This is a genomic window from Longispora urticae, from assembly GCF_053902585.1.
The window spans coordinates 1-16,959 of the sequence record NZ_JAQZSH010000047.1 but is presented as its reverse complement, the minus strand read 5'-3'; the positions used below and the strand labels follow the sequence as shown (position 1 = coordinate 16,959).

Annotated in this window: 15 protein-coding genes; 7 read left to right on the top strand and 8 right to left on the bottom strand. The window is 73.8% G+C overall.

Translation table 11 applies throughout. The features are described from left to right. Positions 1-75: 75 nt before the first annotated feature. The 6 genes from PT931_RS32400 to PT931_RS32375 all read left to right on the top strand — a co-directional run bounded on the left by PT931_RS32400 (position 76) and on the right by PT931_RS32375 (position 7,723). Entirely contained in the window at positions 76-2,076 is a 2,001-nt protein-coding gene (locus PT931_RS32400; protein WP_456249563.1) for a molybdopterin oxidoreductase family protein, read from the top strand. Next, positions 2,073-3,455, top strand: a complete 1,383-nt coding sequence (locus PT931_RS32395; protein WP_456249522.1) for an FAD-dependent oxidoreductase — start codon at positions 2,073-2,075, stop codon at positions 3,453-3,455. The genes PT931_RS32400 and PT931_RS32395 overlap by 4 nt, the downstream gene beginning before the upstream one ends. Before the next feature lie 2 nt (positions 3,456-3,457). Next, on the top strand, positions 3,458-5,854 hold the full coding sequence (gene nirB, locus PT931_RS32390; protein ID WP_456249521.1) for a nitrite reductase large subunit NirB: 2,397 nt from the start codon (positions 3,458-3,460) through the stop codon (positions 5,852-5,854). A gap of 37 nt (positions 5,855-5,891) precedes the next feature. Next, positions 5,892-6,215 carry a nitrite reductase small subunit NirD gene (gene nirD, locus PT931_RS32385; RefSeq protein ID WP_456249520.1) on the top strand — a complete coding sequence of 108 codons (324 nt, stop codon included), beginning with the start codon at positions 5,892-5,894 and terminating at the stop codon, positions 6,213-6,215. A 40-nt stretch (positions 6,216-6,255) separates the two neighbouring features. Beyond that, positions 6,256-7,386 (top strand): uroporphyrinogen-III synthase, encoded by a 1,131-nt coding sequence (locus PT931_RS32380; protein ID WP_456249519.1) that lies wholly within the window; start codon positions 6,256-6,258, stop codon positions 7,384-7,386. Positions 7,387-7,522: 136 nt separating this feature from the next. Further along, positions 7,523-7,723 (top strand): hypothetical protein, encoded by a 201-nt coding sequence (locus tag PT931_RS32375; protein WP_456249518.1) that lies wholly within the window; start codon positions 7,523-7,525, stop codon positions 7,721-7,723. On the opposite strand, the gene PT931_RS32370 is transcribed toward PT931_RS32375, so the two are convergent. From PT931_RS32370 to PT931_RS32355, 4 genes are all read right to left on the bottom strand, one after another. Beyond that, a complete protein-coding gene (locus tag PT931_RS32370; protein WP_456249517.1) occupies positions 7,720-8,802 on the bottom strand; it encodes an S-(hydroxymethyl)mycothiol dehydrogenase in 1,083 nt (360 codons plus the stop codon). The genes PT931_RS32375 and PT931_RS32370 overlap by 4 nt on opposite strands. A gap of 14 nt (positions 8,803-8,816) precedes the next feature. Then, complete coding sequence (locus tag PT931_RS32365; RefSeq protein ID WP_456249516.1) at positions 8,817-9,173, bottom strand: hypothetical protein; 357 nt, start codon at positions 9,171-9,173, stop codon at positions 8,817-8,819. Positions 9,174-9,236: 63 nt separating this feature from the next. Next, on the bottom strand, positions 9,237-11,759 hold the full coding sequence (locus PT931_RS32360) for a hypothetical protein (protein WP_456249515.1): 2,523 nt from the start codon (positions 11,757-11,759) through the stop codon (positions 9,237-9,239). Next, on the bottom strand, positions 11,756-12,166 hold the full coding sequence (locus PT931_RS32355) for a hypothetical protein (protein ID WP_456249514.1): 411 nt from the start codon (positions 12,164-12,166) through the stop codon (positions 11,756-11,758). Before PT931_RS32355 ends, PT931_RS32360 begins: the two co-directional genes overlap by 4 nt. 70 nt (positions 12,167-12,236) lie before the next feature. Here PT931_RS32355 and PT931_RS32350 point away from each other — a divergent pair, with 70 nt between their 5' ends. Then, entirely contained in the window at positions 12,237-12,908 is a 672-nt protein-coding gene (locus PT931_RS32350) for a GNAT family N-acetyltransferase (protein WP_456249513.1), read from the top strand. Positions 12,909-12,930: 22 nt separating this feature from the next. Here PT931_RS32350 and PT931_RS32345 read toward each other — a convergent pair whose 3' ends face one another. Genes PT931_RS32345 through PT931_RS32330 form a run of 4 tightly spaced genes read right to left on the bottom strand, consistent with a single transcriptional unit; the run spans position 12,931 to position 16,854 of the window. Further along, positions 12,931-13,947: an aldo/keto reductase gene (locus PT931_RS32345; protein ID WP_456249512.1), complete on the bottom strand. Its 1,017-nt coding sequence runs from the start codon at positions 13,945-13,947 to the stop codon at positions 12,931-12,933. Positions 13,948-13,955: 8 nt separating this feature from the next. After that, positions 13,956-15,284, bottom strand: a complete 1,329-nt coding sequence (locus tag PT931_RS32340; protein ID WP_456249511.1) for an LLM class flavin-dependent oxidoreductase — start codon at positions 15,282-15,284, stop codon at positions 13,956-13,958. Next, positions 15,281-16,027, bottom strand: a complete 747-nt coding sequence (locus tag PT931_RS32335; RefSeq protein WP_456249510.1) for an ABC transporter ATP-binding protein — start codon at positions 16,025-16,027, stop codon at positions 15,281-15,283. Before PT931_RS32335 ends, PT931_RS32340 begins: the two co-directional genes overlap by 4 nt. Next, positions 16,027-16,854, bottom strand: a complete 828-nt coding sequence (locus tag PT931_RS32330) for an ABC transporter permease (RefSeq protein WP_456249562.1) — start codon at positions 16,852-16,854, stop codon at positions 16,027-16,029. The genes PT931_RS32335 and PT931_RS32330 overlap by 1 nt, the downstream gene beginning before the upstream one ends. Between the last annotated feature and the right edge of the window lie 105 nt (positions 16,855-16,959).

Sequence of the window (16,959 nt, the reverse complement as noted above, 5' to 3'; positions counted from 1 at the left end):
AAGTGCGCGTCTCGTAGCACCCCGGAAACACGGGAGGTACCCCTCGTGAAACCCACGTCCACCACCCTGACCGACATGACGACGGCCGCGACCCACTGCCCGTACTGCGCCCTGCAGTGCGCGATGACCCTGCGCCGGGTCGAGGGCACGGTCACGGTCGAACCCCGGGACTTCCCCACCAACCGGGGCGGGCTCTGCCAGAAGGGCTGGACCTCCGCCGACCTGCTCGGGCACCCCGAGCGGCTCACGGCCCCGCTGATCCACGGCAGGCCGGTGAGCTGGGACGAGGCTCTGGACTTCGTCGCGGCCGGCATCGTGCGGGCCCAGCGGGAGCACGGCCCCGACGCGGTGGGCGTGTTCGGCGGGGGCGGGCTGACCAACGAGAAGGCGTACACGCTGGGGAAGTTCGCCCGGATAGTCCTGCGGACGTCGACGATCGACTACAACGGACGGTTCTGCATGTCCTCGGCCGCGGCCGCCGGCATGCGCGCGTTCGGCCTCGACCGGGGACTCCCCTTCCCGGTCTCCGACCTCAGCGGAGCCGACGCGGTCCTGCTGGCCGGCGGCAACCTGGCGGAGACCATGCCGCCGATCCTGCGGCACCTCGACGGGCCGGGCCTGATCGTCGTCGACCCCCGGGTCACGGCCACCGCGGCCCGGGCCGCCCTGCACCTGCAGAACACCCCGGGCACCGACCTGGCGCTCGCCAACGGGCTGCTGCACCTGGCGATCACCGAAGGCCTGCTCGACCCCGGCTACATCGCGGCCCGGACCACCGGGTTCGACCAGGTCAGGGCCACGGTGGCGAACTACTGGCCGGCCCGGGTGGAGCGGATCACCGGGGTGCCGATCGAGGACATGGTCCGGGCGGTGCGGATGCTCGGCGGCGCGCGCCGGGCGTACGTGCTCACCGCGCGGGGTGCCGAGCAGCACGCGAAGGGCACCGACACGGTGTCCGCGTTCGTCAACCTGGCCCTGGCGCTGGGGCTGCCCGGCAACCGGGGCGGCTACGGCTGCGTCACCGGGCAGGGCAACGGGCAGGGCGGCCGGGAGCACGGCCAGAAGGCCGACCAGCTGCCCGGGTACCGCAAGATCGACGACCCCGCCGCCCGCGAGCACATCGCCGGGATCTGGGGGGTGCGGGCCCAGGATCTGCCCGGCCCGGGTCCGTCCGCGTACGAGCTGCTCGACGGGCTCGGCACCAGTACCCGGGCGCTGCTGGTGTTCGGGTCCAACCCGGTGGTGTCCGCGCCCCGGGCCCGGCACGTCACGGAGCGGCTGCAGGCGCTGGAGCTGCTCGTCGTCGCCGACCTGGTGCTGTCGGAGACCGCCGCGCTCGCCGACGTCGTGCTGCCCACCGCGCAGTGGGCCGAGGAGGACGGCACCATGACGAACCTGGAGGGCCGGGTGATCCGGCGGCGCAAGCTGATGGACCCGCCCGAGGGGGTGCGCACCGACCTGGACATCCTCGCCGCGCTGGGCGACCGGCTCGGGGTCCCGGTGCTCGCCGAACCCGAGGCCGTGTTCGCCGAACTCGGCTCCGCCAGCGCGGGCGGGGCCGCCGACTACGCCGGGATCAGCTACGACCGGATCGACGCCGAGGGCGGCGTGTTCTGGCCCTGCCCCGACGCCGGGCACCCGGGCACGCCCCGGCTGTTCGAGGAGGCGTTCGCGACCCCCGACGGGCGGGCCCGGTTCGTGCCCGTCGAGCACCGGCCGCCCGCCGAGGACGTGTGCGACGAGTACCCGGTGTACCTGACGACGGGGCGGGTGCTCACCCAGTACCAGTCGGGGGCGCAGACCAGGCGGGTCGGGCGGCTGCCCGGGGAGCTGTTCGTGGAGCTGCACCCCGACCTCGCCGGCCGGCTCGGCGTCGCCGACGGGGAGCCGGTGACCGTGACCAGCCGGCGCGGGGCCGTCACCGCGCCCGCCCGGGTGTCCGAGGCGATCCGGTCGGACACCGTGTTCCTGCCGTTCCACTGGGCCGGGGTCAACGCGCTGGTCAACCCCGCGCTGGACCCGACCTCGCGGATGCCCGAGTTCAAGGTGTGCGCCGTGCGGGTGGAAAGACCATGAGGATCACCATCGTCGGGTACGGGATGGCCGGCTCCCGACTGGCCTCGCTGCTCGCCCGGGAGCACGACGTGACCGTGTACGGGGCGGAGCCGCGGCCCGCGTACAACCGGATCCTGCTGTCGGGGCTGCTCGCCGGGGCGTACCAGGAGGAGGATCTCGCTCTTCCCGGGGCGAACGTGGACCTGCGGCTCGGCGTGACCGCGACCGACGTGGACCGGGTCGCGCGCACCGTCAACGGCGAACCCTACGACGCGCTGGTGCTGGCCACGGGCTCCCGGGCGATCATCCCGCCGATCAAGGGCCTGACCAGCGACGACGGCGAACTGCAACCGAACGTGGCGGCGTTTCGCACCCTGGAGGACTGCCGGCGGATCCTCGCCGCCGCCGGATCGCACCCGGTGGTGCTCGGCGGGGGCCTGCTCGGGGTCGAGGCGGCCCGGGGCCTGGCCGTCCGGGGGCCCGTCACCCTCGTGCACGGGGCCGGACACCTGCTCGAACGGCAGCTCGACCCGACAGGCGGGGCGATGCTCGCCGACACCCTGGCCGCGATGGGCATCACGGTCCGGGTCGACGCGCAGGCCGTGGCCTACGTCGACGGTGTGCTCCGGCTCGCCGACGGCACCGAACTGCCCGCCGACCCCCTCGTCGTGTCCTGCGGGGTGCGGGCCGACACCACCCTCGCCGAGTCGATCGGGCTGGCCGTCGGCCGGGGCGTCCTCGTCGACGACGAGCTGCGGGCCAGCGACCCGGACATCTACGCGCTCGGCGACTGCGCCGAACACCGCAACACCGTGTACGGGCTGGTCGCGCCCGCGTGGGAACAGGCGGCCGTACTCGCGGCGGTGCTGGGCGGGGCGGCGGCCGGTGGGCCTTCCGGGGCCGGGGCGGCGCGGTACACCGGTTCCCGGCTCGTCACCCGGCTCAAGGCCGCCGGCATCGACCTCGCCGCCATGGGCCACCTCGACGGCGAGGAGATCCTCAGCTTCGCCGACCCGGCCCGGGGCACCTACGCCCGGCTGGCCATCACCGACGGTCGGCTGCGCGGCGCGATCCTGCTCGGCGACAACCCCACCGTCGGCACCATCACCCAGCTCTTCGACCGCCGCACCCCCGTCCCGGCCGACCGGCGTTCGCTGCTGCTCGGACGGTCCACGGGGGCCGCCGTGCCCGCCGAGACCCCCGCCCTGATGCCCGACGCCGCCGTGGTCTGCCGGTGCAACACCGTGACCAAGGGCGAGATCGTCCGGTGCGGCGGCCGGACCGTGGCCCAGATCGCGGACCGCACCAACGCGACCACCGGCTGCGGCGGCTGCGCCGGGGCGGTCCGCGGCATCGCCGACTGGCTTTCCACAGTGGACCCCGTGATGGAGGAGGTGTGACCATGAGACTCGTCGTGATCGGCAACGGCATGGTGGGACAGCGGTTCGTGGAGGCCCTCGCGGCCCGCGACGTGGACCGCGGCTGGTCGGTGACCGTGCTCGCCGAGGAGAACCGGCGCGCCTACGACCGGGTCCGGCTGTCCGCGTACTTCGAGGGCGTCACCGCCGAGGAGCTGACCCTGGCCCCGCCGGGCGTGCCGACCGGTACGGAGTTCCTGCTCGGCGAGCCAGCCGTGGCCGTGGACCTCGCGGCACGGGTGGTGCGGACCGCGCACGAGGCGTACCCGTACGACGCCCTGGTCCTGGCCACCGGCTCGCGGGCCTTCGTGCCCCCGGTGGCCAACGCCGACGCGCCGCACTGCTTCGTGTACCGCACCCTCGACGACCTCGACGCGATCCGGGCCCACGCGACGGGAAAGCGCACCGGCGTGGTCGTCGGCGGCGGCCTGCTCGGGCTGGAGGCCGCCAACGCCCTCCGGCTGCTCGGGCTGGACGTGCGGATCGTCGAGCACGCCCCGCACCTGATGCCGTTGCAGGTCGACGTGGCCGGGGGCGCGCTGCTCCGCCGCCGGGTGCGGGCCCTCGACATCGCCGTCGACTGCGGCGAGGGGGTCAGCGACGTCGCCGACCTCGACGCGGACATCGTGGTGTTCGCCGCCGGCATCCGGGCCCGCGACGAGCTGGCCCGCGCGTCCGGGCTCGCGGTCGGGCCGCGCGGCGGGGTGCTGGTGGACTCCTCGTGCCTGGCTTCCGCGCCGGACGTGTGGGCGATCGGCGAGTGCGCCGCCGTCGACGGGACCACCTACGGCCTCGTGGCCCCCGGCTACGCGATGGCCGAGGTCGTCGCGGACCGGCTCACCGGCGGCACCTCGACCCTGGACACCCCGGACCTGTCCACGAAACTCAAGCTGCTCGGCGTGGACGTCGCCAGCTTCGGGGCGCTGACGGGGCCCCTCGACGTGGTCTACAACGACCCGGCCACCGGCGTGTACGCGAAACTCGTGCTCTCCGACGACGCGCAGACCCTGCTGGGCGGGATCCTGGTCGGCGACGCGTCGGCGTACCCCACCCTGCGGGCCAGCGTCGGCGGCCCGCTGCCCGGCACCCTCGCCGACCTGATGGCGTCCGGGGCCGCGCCGGTCGGGCTGCCCGACTCCGCACAGGTGTGCTCGTGCCACGCGGTGACCAAGGGTTCCTTCCTCGACGCCGTGGCCGGGGGCTGTACCGACATCGCGGCCATCAAGGAGTGCACCAAGGCGGGTACCGGCTGCGGGTCGTGCGTGCCGCTGCTCACGTCGCTGCTCGCCGAGGCGGGCATCGCCCAGTCCACGGCCCTGTGCGAGCACTTCGCCTACTCCCGGCAGGAGCTGTTCGACATCGTCCGGGTCCGGGGCATCCGGACCTTCTCCGAGCTGGTGGAGGCCGTCGGCGCCGGCCGGGGCTGCGACCTGTGCAAACCCGCCGTCGCCTCGATCCTCGCGTCCCTGGGCGGCGGGCACATCCTCGACGGGGAACAGGCCGCGCTCCAGGACACCAACGACCACTTCCTCGCCAACCTCCAGAAGGACGGCACCTACTCCGTGGTACCCCGGGTGCCGGCCGGCGAGATCACCCCCGGAAAACTCATCGTGATCGGCGAGGTGGCCCGCGACTTCGGCCTCTACACGAAGATCACCGGCGGGCAGCGGGTCGACCTGTTCGGCGCGCGGGTCGAGCAGCTGCCCGCGATCTGGCGGCGGCTCGTGGACGCCGGGTTCGAGTCCGGGCACGCGTACGGCAAGGCGCTGCGCACCGTGAAGTCCTGTGTGGGCGACACGTGGTGCCGATACGGGGTGCAGGACTCCGTCGGGCTCGCCGTCGCCCTGGAACTGCGGTACCGCGGCCTGCGCGCCCCGCACAAGATCAAGGCGGCGGTGTCCGGCTGCGCCCGCGAGTGCGCCGAGGCCCGGGGCAAGGACTTCGGGATCATCGCCACCGAGAACGGGTGGAACCTCTACGTCGGCGGCAACGGCGGCTTCACGCCCCGGCACGCGGACCTGCTGCTCAGCGACCTGTCGACCGCCGACCTGATCCGGTACGTCGACCGGTTCCTGATGTTCTACGTCCGCACCGCCGACCGGCTGCAGCGCACGTCCGTCTGGGTCCAGAACCTCGGACTCGACTACCTCCGCGAGGTGATCGTCGACGACACCCTGGGACTCGCGGCGGACCTCGACGCGGCCATGGCACAACACGTCGACGGGTACGTGGACGAGTGGCGCGCCGTCCTCGACGACCCGGTGAAGCTCCGGCGCTTCGTGTCCTTCGTCAACGCGCCGGACACGCCCGACCCCACGATCTCGTTCACCGTCGAACGCGGTCAACCCGTCCCCCTCCTCAGCATCGGGACGCGACCGTGACCCGCCCATTCGCCGTGACCCGTCAAGAGGTGCGACCGTGACCTGGACCGCGATCTGCCAACTCGACCACCTGCTGCCCGAACGGGGGGCCGCCGCGCTGCTCGGCGACACCCAGGTGGCCGTGTTCCGCCTGCACGACGACCAGCTGTACGCCATCGGCAACGGGGACCCGCTCAGCGGCGCGCAGGTGCTGTCCCGGGGCATCGTCGGTACCCGGGGGGAGGTGCCCGTGGTGCTGTCCCCCATGCACAAGCAGGCGTTCGACCTGCGGACCGGGGCCTGCCTCGACGTGCCCGGGGTGGAGGTGCCGGTGTATCCGGCGCGGCTCCGGGACGGGCTGATCGAGGTGGCGGTCCCATGAGTGGGGGGCCGCGCGGGGTGCCCGGGCACGGGGCGGCGCGGTGACCGCGCCGCTGGAGGGCTTCACCGTCGCGGTCACGGCCGACCGCCGCCGGGGCGAGCTGGCCACGTTGCTGGAACGGCGGGGCGCGCGGGTGGTCAGCGCGCCCGCGATCACGCTCCTGCCGCTCGCCGACGACGCCGCCCTGCACGAAGCCACCGCCGCCTGCGTCGCCGACCCGCCCGACCTCGTGGTGTGCACCACCGGGATCGGGTTCCGGGGCTGGCTGGAGGCCGCCGAGGGCTGGGGCCTGCCGCTGCTCCCGGTCCTCGGCAAGGCCCGGCTGATCGCCCGGGGACCCAAGGCCCGGGGCGCGATCCGCGCGGCCGGTCTCGTCGACTGGTGGCACGCCGAGTCGGAGTGCTGCGAGGAGGTGCAGGAGTACCTGCTCGCCCAGGGGGTGGCGGGCCTGCGGATCGCGGTGCAGCTGCACGGCGAGCCGCAGGAGGCGTTCGTGGCCGCGCTGCGGGCCGCGGGGGCCGAGGTCGTGCTCGTTCCCGTGTACCGGTGGGAGCTCCCCGAGGACGTCGGTCCCGTGCGCCGCCTGGTCGACATGGTGCTCGCCGGGCAGGTGGACGCGGTGACGTTCACGAGCGCGCCGGCGGTGTCGGGGCTGCTCCAGGTGGCGGGGGCGGACGCGCCGGGGGTGCTGGCGGCGTTCGGCGGGCGCACCGGCAGCGAGGGGGGACCGGGCTCGGGTGACTCCGGGTGGCCGGCCGTGCTGGCGGCGTGTGTCGGGCCCGTCACCGCCGGACTGTTGCACGCGGCGGGCGCCCCGACCCTGCTGCCCGACCGCGCCCGGCTCGGTTCGCTGGTCCGGGCCGTGACCGACGAACTCCCCCGGCGGGCCCGGCGGCTCACCGTCGGCGGCGGCACCCTCGAACTGCGCGGGCACGCCGTCCTGCTCGACGGCCACCCGCACCCGCTCGCCCCGGCCCCGATGTCCGTCCTGCGGGTGCTCGCCGAACACCCCGGCCGGGTGGTGTCGCGCACCGAACTCCTCGCGGCCCTGCCCCGGGGGATGGACGGGCACGCGGTGGAGATGGCGGTCGCCCGGCTGCGTGGGAGCCTGGGCTCGGCCCGGTACGTCCAGACGGTGATCAAGCGCGGGTACCGGCTGCGGGTGGAGTGACCGGTCTGGCGCGGGCGGAGGAGGCCCGGATACCTCCTGCGGGGGATGCCGGTTCGTTCCCGGTGACGAGGAATCCGGGCGCGCGGCCGTGGGAATCTCAGGGGGTCAGCGGCGGATCGTCTTCGGGGAGCGCACCATGCTGGAGTTCATCGGCGTGATCATCATGATCCAGGGCTTCGGGTCCGCGATCGCCTACTCCGGGTTCGACAACGAGCGGTTCGGCTTCCTGTTGCGCTGGGCGACCGAGTACCAACCGTGGATCGGGATTCTCGTGGGGTTGGTCGGTCTCGCCGTCCTGATCGTCGGGGACCGGCGGCGCAGGGCCAGGGCCGGCTAGAACTCCACCACCGAACGCAGCACCTCGCCCCGCGACATCCGCGCGAACGCCTCCTCCACCCCGTCCAGCGCGATCCGCTCCGAGACGAACGCGCCCAGGTCGAGCCTGCCCTGGAGGTACAGCCCGATCAGGGTGGGGAAGTCGCGGGACGGCAGGCAGTCGCCGTACCAGGAGGACTTCAGGGCGCCGCCCCGGCCGAAGACGTCGAGCAGCGGCAGGTCGATCCGCATGTCCGGGGTGGGGACGCCGACGAGGACGACGGTGCCGGCGAGGTCGCGGGCGTAGAAGGCCTGGGTGTACGTCTCCGGGCGGCCGACCGCGTCGATCACCACGTCCGCGCCGAAGCCGCCGGTCAGCGCGCGGATCGCCTCGACCACGTCGCCGTCGCCGGACAGCACGGTGTGGGTGGCGCCGAGCTGGCGGGCCCAGTCGAGTTTGCGCGGGTCGACGTCCACGCCGATCACGGTGGCCGCGCCGGCCAGCCGCGCGCCCGCGATGGCCGCGTTGCCGACCCCGCCGCAGCCGATCACGGCGACCGAGTCGCCCCGCGACACCGCGCCGGTGTGCAGGGCCGCGCCGAGCCCGGCCATGACGCCGCAGCCCAGCAGCCCGGCGACGGCGGGTTCGGCGGCCGGGTCGACCTTCGTGCACTGGCCGGCCGCGACCAGGGTCTTGTCGGCGAACGCGCCGATCCCGAGGGCCGGGGACAGCGGGGTGCCGTCGGCGAGGGTCATCCTCTGGACCGCGTTGTGGGTGGCGAAACAGTACTGCGGGCGGCCGCGCAGGCACGCCCGGCAGGAGCCGCACACCGCGCGCCAGTTGAGGACCACGTAGTCGCCGGGCGCGACGGAGGTGACGTCCGGCCCGACCGCCTCGACCACCCCGGCGGCCTCGTGGCCGAGCAGGAACGGGAACTCGTCGTTGATCCCGCCCTCGCGGTAGTGCAGGTCGGTGTGGCAGACCCCGCAGGCCCGCACGGCGACCAGCGCCTCGCCGGGGCCCGGGTCGGGCACCAGGATCGTCTCCAGGCTCACCGGGGCGTGCACGGAACGGGCGACGACTCCACGGACCTCGTGCACGGCTGCTCCTCGGGTCACGGGGCGAACGGCAACGGTTCCGATCGTACGGTTTCCGGGCCGCGCGCGGCGAGCAGCAGCGTGCACAACTCGCCGGCCGCCTCGGGGTGGTCCTCCAGGAGCGCGACGAGCCGGACCTGCCAGGTGAACTCCACGGCCTTGCCGAGCTGGGGCCGCAGCGCGTCGTCGACCCGGGCGAGGCTGGCCGCCTCCGCGTCGAACCGCTCTATCTCCCGGCCGACCTGGGACTCCTCCCCCTGGGCCAGCAGCCGGGCGAAGCTCGCCCTGACCGCCTCCCACGCGGGGGTGTCCCGCGCACCGACGAGTTCCGCGCCACCAGCCGTTGCCAAACCGACGATCCACTCAGCGACCATCCGCCTAGTCTGGCGTTCTCGTGACCCGAAGTGCGCACTGCTTTCACAGTCCGCCACCATGGACTAATCGGATGAATCACCCGTAATCCACAGTAGTACGGTGGCGTTCTCGCGGGGGTCGGGGGCGAACTCGCGCCGGTCGCGCAGCTCGTCGAGGAACTCGCTCTGCGGGTCGGACAGCTCCCGGGCGGTCGGGCCGCGCGGCAGCAGCCCGTCGGCGAGCGCCTCGGCACCGCCCGCCAGGATCAGGCCCCGCAGATCCGCCGGGGCCACCCCGCCGGCCTCGACGGCGAGCGGCCGGACCGCTATCGCGAACCGGACCGCCGCGTCGGGGTCGTCCGCCGCCAGCGCCAGGATCCGGTCCACGGCCCGGGAGGTGATCTCCTTGTAGAACCGCGCCGTGTACGCGTCCGGCTCGTGCGGCGAGCCCTGGAACCAGTACGCGTCGACCAGCGCGAGCCGGTACGCCTCCGCGGCCGGGTCCAGCTCGCCGCGCGCCCAGAGCACGTCGGCGCGGACCCGGTGCAGGTTCGCGGCGAGTTCGTGGTCCCACTCGTCGTCGGTCTCGGCCAGTTCGAGCACGGCGCGGGCCGCCCGGTCGACGCCGGCCAGGGCACCGTCGAGCTGTCCGCGTTCGAGGTCGAGGTCGGCGCGCTCGAACAGCAGCCACTGGGTGACCCAGTGGTCCTCCAGCGCGGTGAAGGCGGCGAGCGCCTTGTCGTAGTACCTGGAAGCGCCCTGGTCCGAGGGGTCGGCGAACCGGCGGGTGTGCGCCAGGAAGATGTCGAGCAGGCCCCGGGCCCGCGCGACGGCCACCGCGTCCTCCTCGGGCACCCGGAACCTGGTCCCCGGGGCCAGGCCGCAGATGTCCTGCACCTGGAGCAGCTTGCGCCGGACCGCGTCCCACGGCTGCGACGGCAGGCTCTTGTCGTGCCCGTGCGGGTAGTGGTCGATGAGGAACACCAGCGCGTCGGACAGCCGCTGGCCGGCGACCTTGGGCGAGCCGCCCCGGGCGTTCCAGGTCGGGCGGGTCCCCCACGCGCCGAGGAACTTCTCCCAGTCGTCGATCAGCTGCCGGTTGAACGGGAACGGGTGGTAGCAGCCCCACCACCAGAAGGCCTCCAGGAACACCACGGTGAACCGGATGAACGTCAGGCGCGGGTCCGGGGTGGTCTGCCCGGTGTGGTGCAGCCACGCCTGCTTGTACTCCTGCCAGTGCGGGTTCTCGTAGCAGTGCCAGGTGCCGTACTCGCCCCGGTCGTCCTCCCAGTTCTGCAGCCTGTCGTAGCAGTGCCGGGCGGCCAGGTCGTGCAGGTGCAGCCAACGGTCGGGGTTCTCGGTGCGCAGCCGGTCGGTCAGCGAGATCCGGATGAACTCGTGCAGCCGGAACCACTCGCTGGGCTCCCCCACCTCGTCGGGCACGTTCCAGGCGAGCCGCAGCCCGGTGAGGCCGTGCAGGACCCGGCCGGCCTCCTCGGTGTCGGCCAGCCCGAGCAGGTCCACCAGCATCGGCGCGTCGAACCGGCCGGCGACCGCCGCGCTCTCCACGGCCGGGGCGAGGGTGGAGCGGCGCTCGCCGCGCAGGACCCCCAGGATCAGGTCGACCATGCCGCCCCAGCGGTCGCCCTCGCGCTCGGGCAGCCGGGCGAACTCGCGGCGCAGTTCGGCGGCGGACATCCGGGCCGGTCGGCCGTCGGCGACCCGGGCCGCGCCCTGCTCCAGGAGGTAGCGGCCGGCCAGGTCGACACCACCGGGATGGCCGTGGGTGAAGGAGTAGACGATCCCGGGGATGTCGCCGTCGGCCTGCTCGGGGCCGACCTGTTCCAGCAGGTACTCCTCGACCTCGGCCGGCCCGAACGGCGCCAGCGGCTCCCGGTGCACGTGCGCGGAGTCGCTGACCAGCGCGTGGCCGGTCGGGGTGCGGGCCAGCACGGTCAGCGTGTTCGGCAGGGCCAGGGCCGTCTTGAGCAGCCAACGGCCGATCTCGTCGTCCACCACCCGCTCGAAGGAGTCGATCGCCAGCAGCACCGGGCGGTCACCGGTCGCGGCCCGCCACGCCCCGACCAGCGCCTCGTCGAACTCCGCCTGCAGCGCCAGCACCCGGGCGACGTCCTCGACGACCCGGAGCTGGATGTTCTCCACCGTGGTGTTCGCGCCGAGGGTGACCGAGTTGCCGGACACCTCCTCCAGCCGGGCCCGGAGCTGGCTGTGCAGCCGCACCACGTCGCGCAGCTCCCTGGCCGACCGGCCGAACGCCTCCAGCAGCCCCCGGGCCACCTTCCCGGAGAAGACCAGGGTCTCGACGAGTACGGCCAGGCCGGCGTCCGGGCCGGTGCCGTGCCGTTCGTCGAACCCGAGGCCGGTCAGGTCGTCGGCCAGGTCCTTGTAGAACACGAGCGCGTCGGCGCCCCGGGCCCCGGCGACCAGCTCCTTGAGGAAGAAGGTCTTGCCGATGCCGTGCATGCCGACGACGTCGAGCACCGAGCCGTACGGCGCCCGGTTGAGCAGGGCCAGGGCGCGGCCGGTCTCCGCGCGGCGGCCGATGAACCGGGCCGCCGGGTGCGCCCCGGCCGTCCCGTCGGTCACCGGGGCTCCCCGCGCCGCTCGGACCCCCCGCGCGACTCCGGCTCGTCGCCGGCCGTCATCGTCAGGTCCTTCATCTGGAGCCCGTCGCCGGCCACGAACTCGTTGCTGCCGGGCGCGGACAGCCGCGCGTTGCCCACCCGCGCGTCGTTGCCCAGCCGGGCGGTGTTGTCCCGGCGGCGCTCCCGCGCGGCGGCCACCCGGGCGGCCACCACGATCCGGGCCAGGCACAGCACGAGCACCAGCCCGGCGACCGCGAGGAGCGCGATCCGGGCGTCGCCGGGGGTCGCCAACCCGAGCGCGCCGAGGATCACCAGACCGGCGAGACCGAGCAGCAGCGGTTTGTCCCCCGCCAACCCCTTGGCCACCTGCCGGAGCACCCCACCGAAGAGTCCCTGCTGCTCAACCACAGTGCCCCCTGTCGCATGTAGACACTCAGCGTAGGCGAAACCGGGGGCTCCGAACTGTACACTGAGCGACATGCGTATCACGGAACTGCTCACTCCGGGGCCGCAGCTCGACGCGCTGTACGAGGAGGTCCTCGTGCCGTCCTTCCCCGCCGCCGAACTCAGCTCCCGGGCCGGGATCACCGCCCTCGTGGGCTCCGGCCGGGGCCCGGTGTGGATCGCCACCGACGACGCCGGCACCGTGCTCGGCGGGGCCGTCGGCGACTGGGAGCCCGGTCCCCGGGTGCTGCTGCTGTCCTGGCTGGCCGTGCGGCCCGGACACCGGGGCGGGCGGGTCGGCGGGCCGCTGCTGGACGCGGCGCTGGCGGCGTGGCGCGCGGAGTACGAGCCGTGCCTGATCCTCGCCGAGGTGGAGGACCCGACCCTGCACACCGGCAACGAACAGCACGGGTACGCCGACGCGCGGCTCCGGTTCTACCAGCGGCGCGGTGCCCGGGCCCTCGACGTGCCGTACTTCCAGCCCGCGCTGGGGCCCGAGGGGGAACGGGTGCCCGGGCTGCTGCTGCTCGTGCTGCACGCCGACCCGGAGTTCGCCGGGGCCGAGCCGGACACCATCAACGCGGACGTGCTGCGGGACTACATCGAGATCTACCAGCGGGAGTGCGAGGGCGACGTGCAGTCCGACGACCAGGCGATGGAACTGTGGCGGGCGTTGGACCGGCCGGGCGGGGTGCGGCTGCACTGACCACCCGACCGGTCACTGTGGCTCAGCGGCGGCGCAGGCCCGGGTCCGTGATCGACGGCGGCTCGTACCCGGCGTCGGCGGGGTTGAGGTTCACGCCGGGCGGGACGATCTCGTCGATCCGGTCGAGGATGTCCGCCGACAGCACCACCTTCGAGGCCCCGAGCTGCGACTCCAGGTGTTCGAGGGTGCGCGGCCCGATGATCGCGGACGTGACCGCCGGGTGCGCGAGCACGAACCCGATCGCCAGGTGGATCAGCGACAGGCCGGCCTCGTCGGCGAGCGCGGCCAGCTTCGTGACCGCCTCGATCTTCGGCGCGTTGGCGGGCAGCGTCGCGTCGTAGCGGGCCGGGAAGCGCTCTGACCGGCGGGACGCGCCCGTCAGGTACGAGCCGGACAGCCAGCCGCCCGCCAGCGGGCTCCACGGCAGGATGCCCAGGCCGTAGCGCTGCGCCACCGGGAGCACCTCGCGTTCGATGCCCCGGGCGAGGATCGAGTACGGCGGCTGCTCGGACACGACCCGCTCCCGGCCGCGCCGCTCGGCGGTCCACTGGCCCTCGACGATCTGGGCGGCCGAGAACGTGGACGTGCCGATGTAGCGGATCTTGCCCTGGTGCACGAGGTCGCTCAGCGCGCCCAGGGTCTCGTCGAAGTCGACCGTGGGGTCGGGGCGGTGCACCTGGTACAAGTCGATGTGGTCGGTCTGGAGGCGCCGCAGGCTGTTCTCGACCTCGCGGATGATCCACCGCCGGGAGTTGCCCCGGTGGTTGGGGTCGTCCCCGATCTGGCCGTGGAACTTGGTCGCCAGGAACACCTCGTCGCGCCGCCCGTCGAGCAGCGCCTTGCCGACGATCGTCTCGGACTCGCCCTGCGAGTAGACGTCGGCGGTGTCGATCACGTTGATGCCCTCGTCGAGGGCGCGGTGGATGATCCGGATCCCGTCGGCGTGGTCGGGGTTGCCGAGCGGCCCGAAGTTCATCGCCCCCAGAGTGAGCGGGCTGAGCCGGACGCCGGTGCGGCCGAGAACGCGGTAGTCGGTCACTGTCTCTCCTAGGCCGGGATGAGGTTGCGGTTGGCGGGACGGGCCAGGCCGTAGTTGTCCCGCAGGGTCGTGCCGGTGTACTCGGTGCGGAACAGGCCCCTGCGCTGCAGGATCGGCACCACCTCGTCGACGAACACGGTCAGCCCGGACGGCAGCACCGGCGGCATGATGTTGAACCCGTCGGCCGCGCCGTGCGTGAACCAGTGCTCGATCGCGTCGGCGACCTGCTCGGGGGTGCCGGCGAACGTGCGGTGCCCCCGACCTCCGCCGAGCCTGCCGATCAACTGTCGCACGGTGAGCCGCTCGCGACGAGCCAGAGTCACGATCAGCGTGTACCGACTCTTCGCCCCCTCGATCTCGTCCTCGGCCGGCAGGTCGGCGGGCAGTTCCTGGTCCAGGTCGAGATCCTCCGGGGCGATCCGGAGCGTCTGGGCGAGCTGGTTGCGGGCGAACTCGGGCCGGATCAGCCGGTCGAGCTCCGCCTCCAGGGCCAGCGCCTCGGCCTCCGTGGAGCCGATCGCCGGCACGATCCCGGGCAGGATCTTGATCGTGTCGGGGTCGCGGCCGGCCGCCGCGGTGCGCGCCTTGAGGTCCGCGTAGAAGGCCTGGGCGTCCTCCAGGGTCTGCTGCGCCGTGAACACGGCCTCGGCGTACCGGGCGGCGAGGTCCTTGCCGTCCTCCGACGAGCCGGCCTGCACGAGCAGCGGGTAGCCCTGCGGGCTGCGGGGCACGTTCAGGGGGCCGGCGACCCGGAAGTGCTCCCCCACGTGCTCCGGCGGGAACAGCCGGTCGTCGGCGCCCCACACCCCCGACTCCTTGTCGCCGAGCGGCGCGTCGTCGGCCCACGAGTCCCACAGCTTCAGGGACACGTCGATGAACTCGGCCGCCCGGGCGTACCGGTCCGCGTGCGCCGGCAGCGCGTCCAGGTTGAAGTTGCGGGCCGCCTCCACCCCGGCGGTGGTGACGATGTTCCAGCCGGCCCGCCCGCCCGACACGTGGTCCACGGACGCGAACCGCCGGGCCAGGTTGTACGGCTCGTTGTACGTCGTCGAGGCCGTCGCGATCAGCCCGATGTGGGCGGTGACCGCGGCCAGGGCCGTGAGCAGCACCGTCGGCTCCAACTGGCCGGCCGGGCGGCGGCCGATGCTGCTCCACAGGACCGGCCCGTCGGCGAGGAACAGCGAGTCGAGCTTGCCGCGCTCGGCGACCCGGGCCAGCTCCTGGTAGTGCGCGAGGCTGATGTTGGCGAACGGGTCGGACTCCGGCAGCCGCCAGGACGCCTCGTGGTGCCCCGTACTCATCAGAAAGGCGTTGAGGTGTAGCTGTTTGCGGGTCATTCGCGCACTCCGAGTTCGGTCAGCAGGTCGGCGCGCAGCTCGGCGAATCCGGGGCTGGCGCGGTGCCGGGGGGATTCCAGGTCCACCCGGCGGTCGAGGGCCAGGCGGCCCTCCGTGGACAGGACGAGCACCCGGTCGGCGAGCAGGACCGCCTCGTCGACGTCGTGGGTGACGAGGAAGACGGCCGGCCGGTACCGGTCGCACAGCCGGCGCAGCAGCGCGTGCATCCGGATCCGGGTCAGCGCGTCCAGGGCGCCGAACGGCTCGTCGAGCAGCAGCAGTTCGGGCTCGCGGACCAGGGCCCGGGCCAGGGCCGCGCGTTGGGCCTCGCCGCCGGACAGCGTGATCGGCCAGGCGCGGGCGTGGTCGGCGAGCCCGACCTCCTCCAGGGCCGGGAGTCCCCGCGACGCGTCCCGCAGGCCCAGGGTCACGTTGTCGATCACGCGTTTCCAGGGCAGCAGGCGGTGCTCCTGGAAGACCACGGACCGCTTTTCGGGTACCCGCAGGCTGCCCTCGTAGCCGGAGTCCAGCCCGGCCATGGCGCGCAGCAGGGTGGACTTGCCGGAGCCGGAGCGGCCGAGCAGGGCCACGAACTCGCCCGGGGCGATCTCCAGGTCGATGCCGGCGAGCACCTCGCGGCCGTCGAAGGAGCGGCGGACGTTCTGGGCGACGACGGAGCTGGTGGTGGTCGCGCCGGCGGCCCTCGTGCCGGCCGGTTGCGGCCGGTCGGTGACGGCGGTCATCAGGCCCCCTCGAATCCGTGCCGCCAACTCAGCAGGCGGCGTTCCAGGAACCGGACCAGCACGTCGGCGAACAGGCCCAACGCGCCGTAGATGAGCAGGCCGAGCACGATGATGTCGGTGCGGTACCAGCTCTGGGCCTGGTTCATCAGGTACCCGATGCCGCTCGTCGCGTTCAGCTGCTCCGCGATGATCATGATCAGCCAGCTGCTGGTCAACGCGAACCGCAGCCCGACCAGGAAGCCCGGCACCGCCCCCGGCAGGATCACGTGCCGGATCAGCCCGAGCCGGCCCAGCCCGAACGTCTGCCCCGACTCGACGTGCTTGTTGTCCACGCCCCGGATCGCCGCGTACGTGTTGATGTAGACCGGGAACATCGTCCCGTAGGCGACCAGGGCCACCTTCGGCACCTCGCCCACCCCGAACCAGATGATCACCAGCGGCAGGAGACCGAGGGTGGGCAGCGCGCGCAGGATCTGCAGGCTGGAGTCGACCAGGTCCTCCCCGTACCGGAACAGGCCCGCCAGCACCGCGAACACCACCCCGGAGGTGATGCCCAGCGCCAGGCCCTGGGCCACCCGGCTCAGCGAGGCCAGCAGGTGGGTCCCCAGCTCGCCGGTCGAGGCCAGCTCCCAGCCGGCGGCCAGCACGGCGCTCGGCGGGGCCAGGGTGCGGCCGTCGCCGAGCAGTTGCCAGGCCAGCAGGAGCAGGAGGGGGCCGCCGACCCGGCGGACCGGGCGGGGCAGCCGCCATCCGTTCCGGCTCGGGCGGGACGCGTCGATCAGGGTGGGCGGTGAGGTCGCCCGGGGAGTGTCGAGAGTGGTGGTCACAGGGGGCCTCCGGGAGGTGGGGACGGCGGGCCGGCGCGGACCTGGCCGGGCGGCCGGCGCGCGGACCGGGTCGTGGTCGTGGGGGGCGGCGGCCCGGTCGGGCCG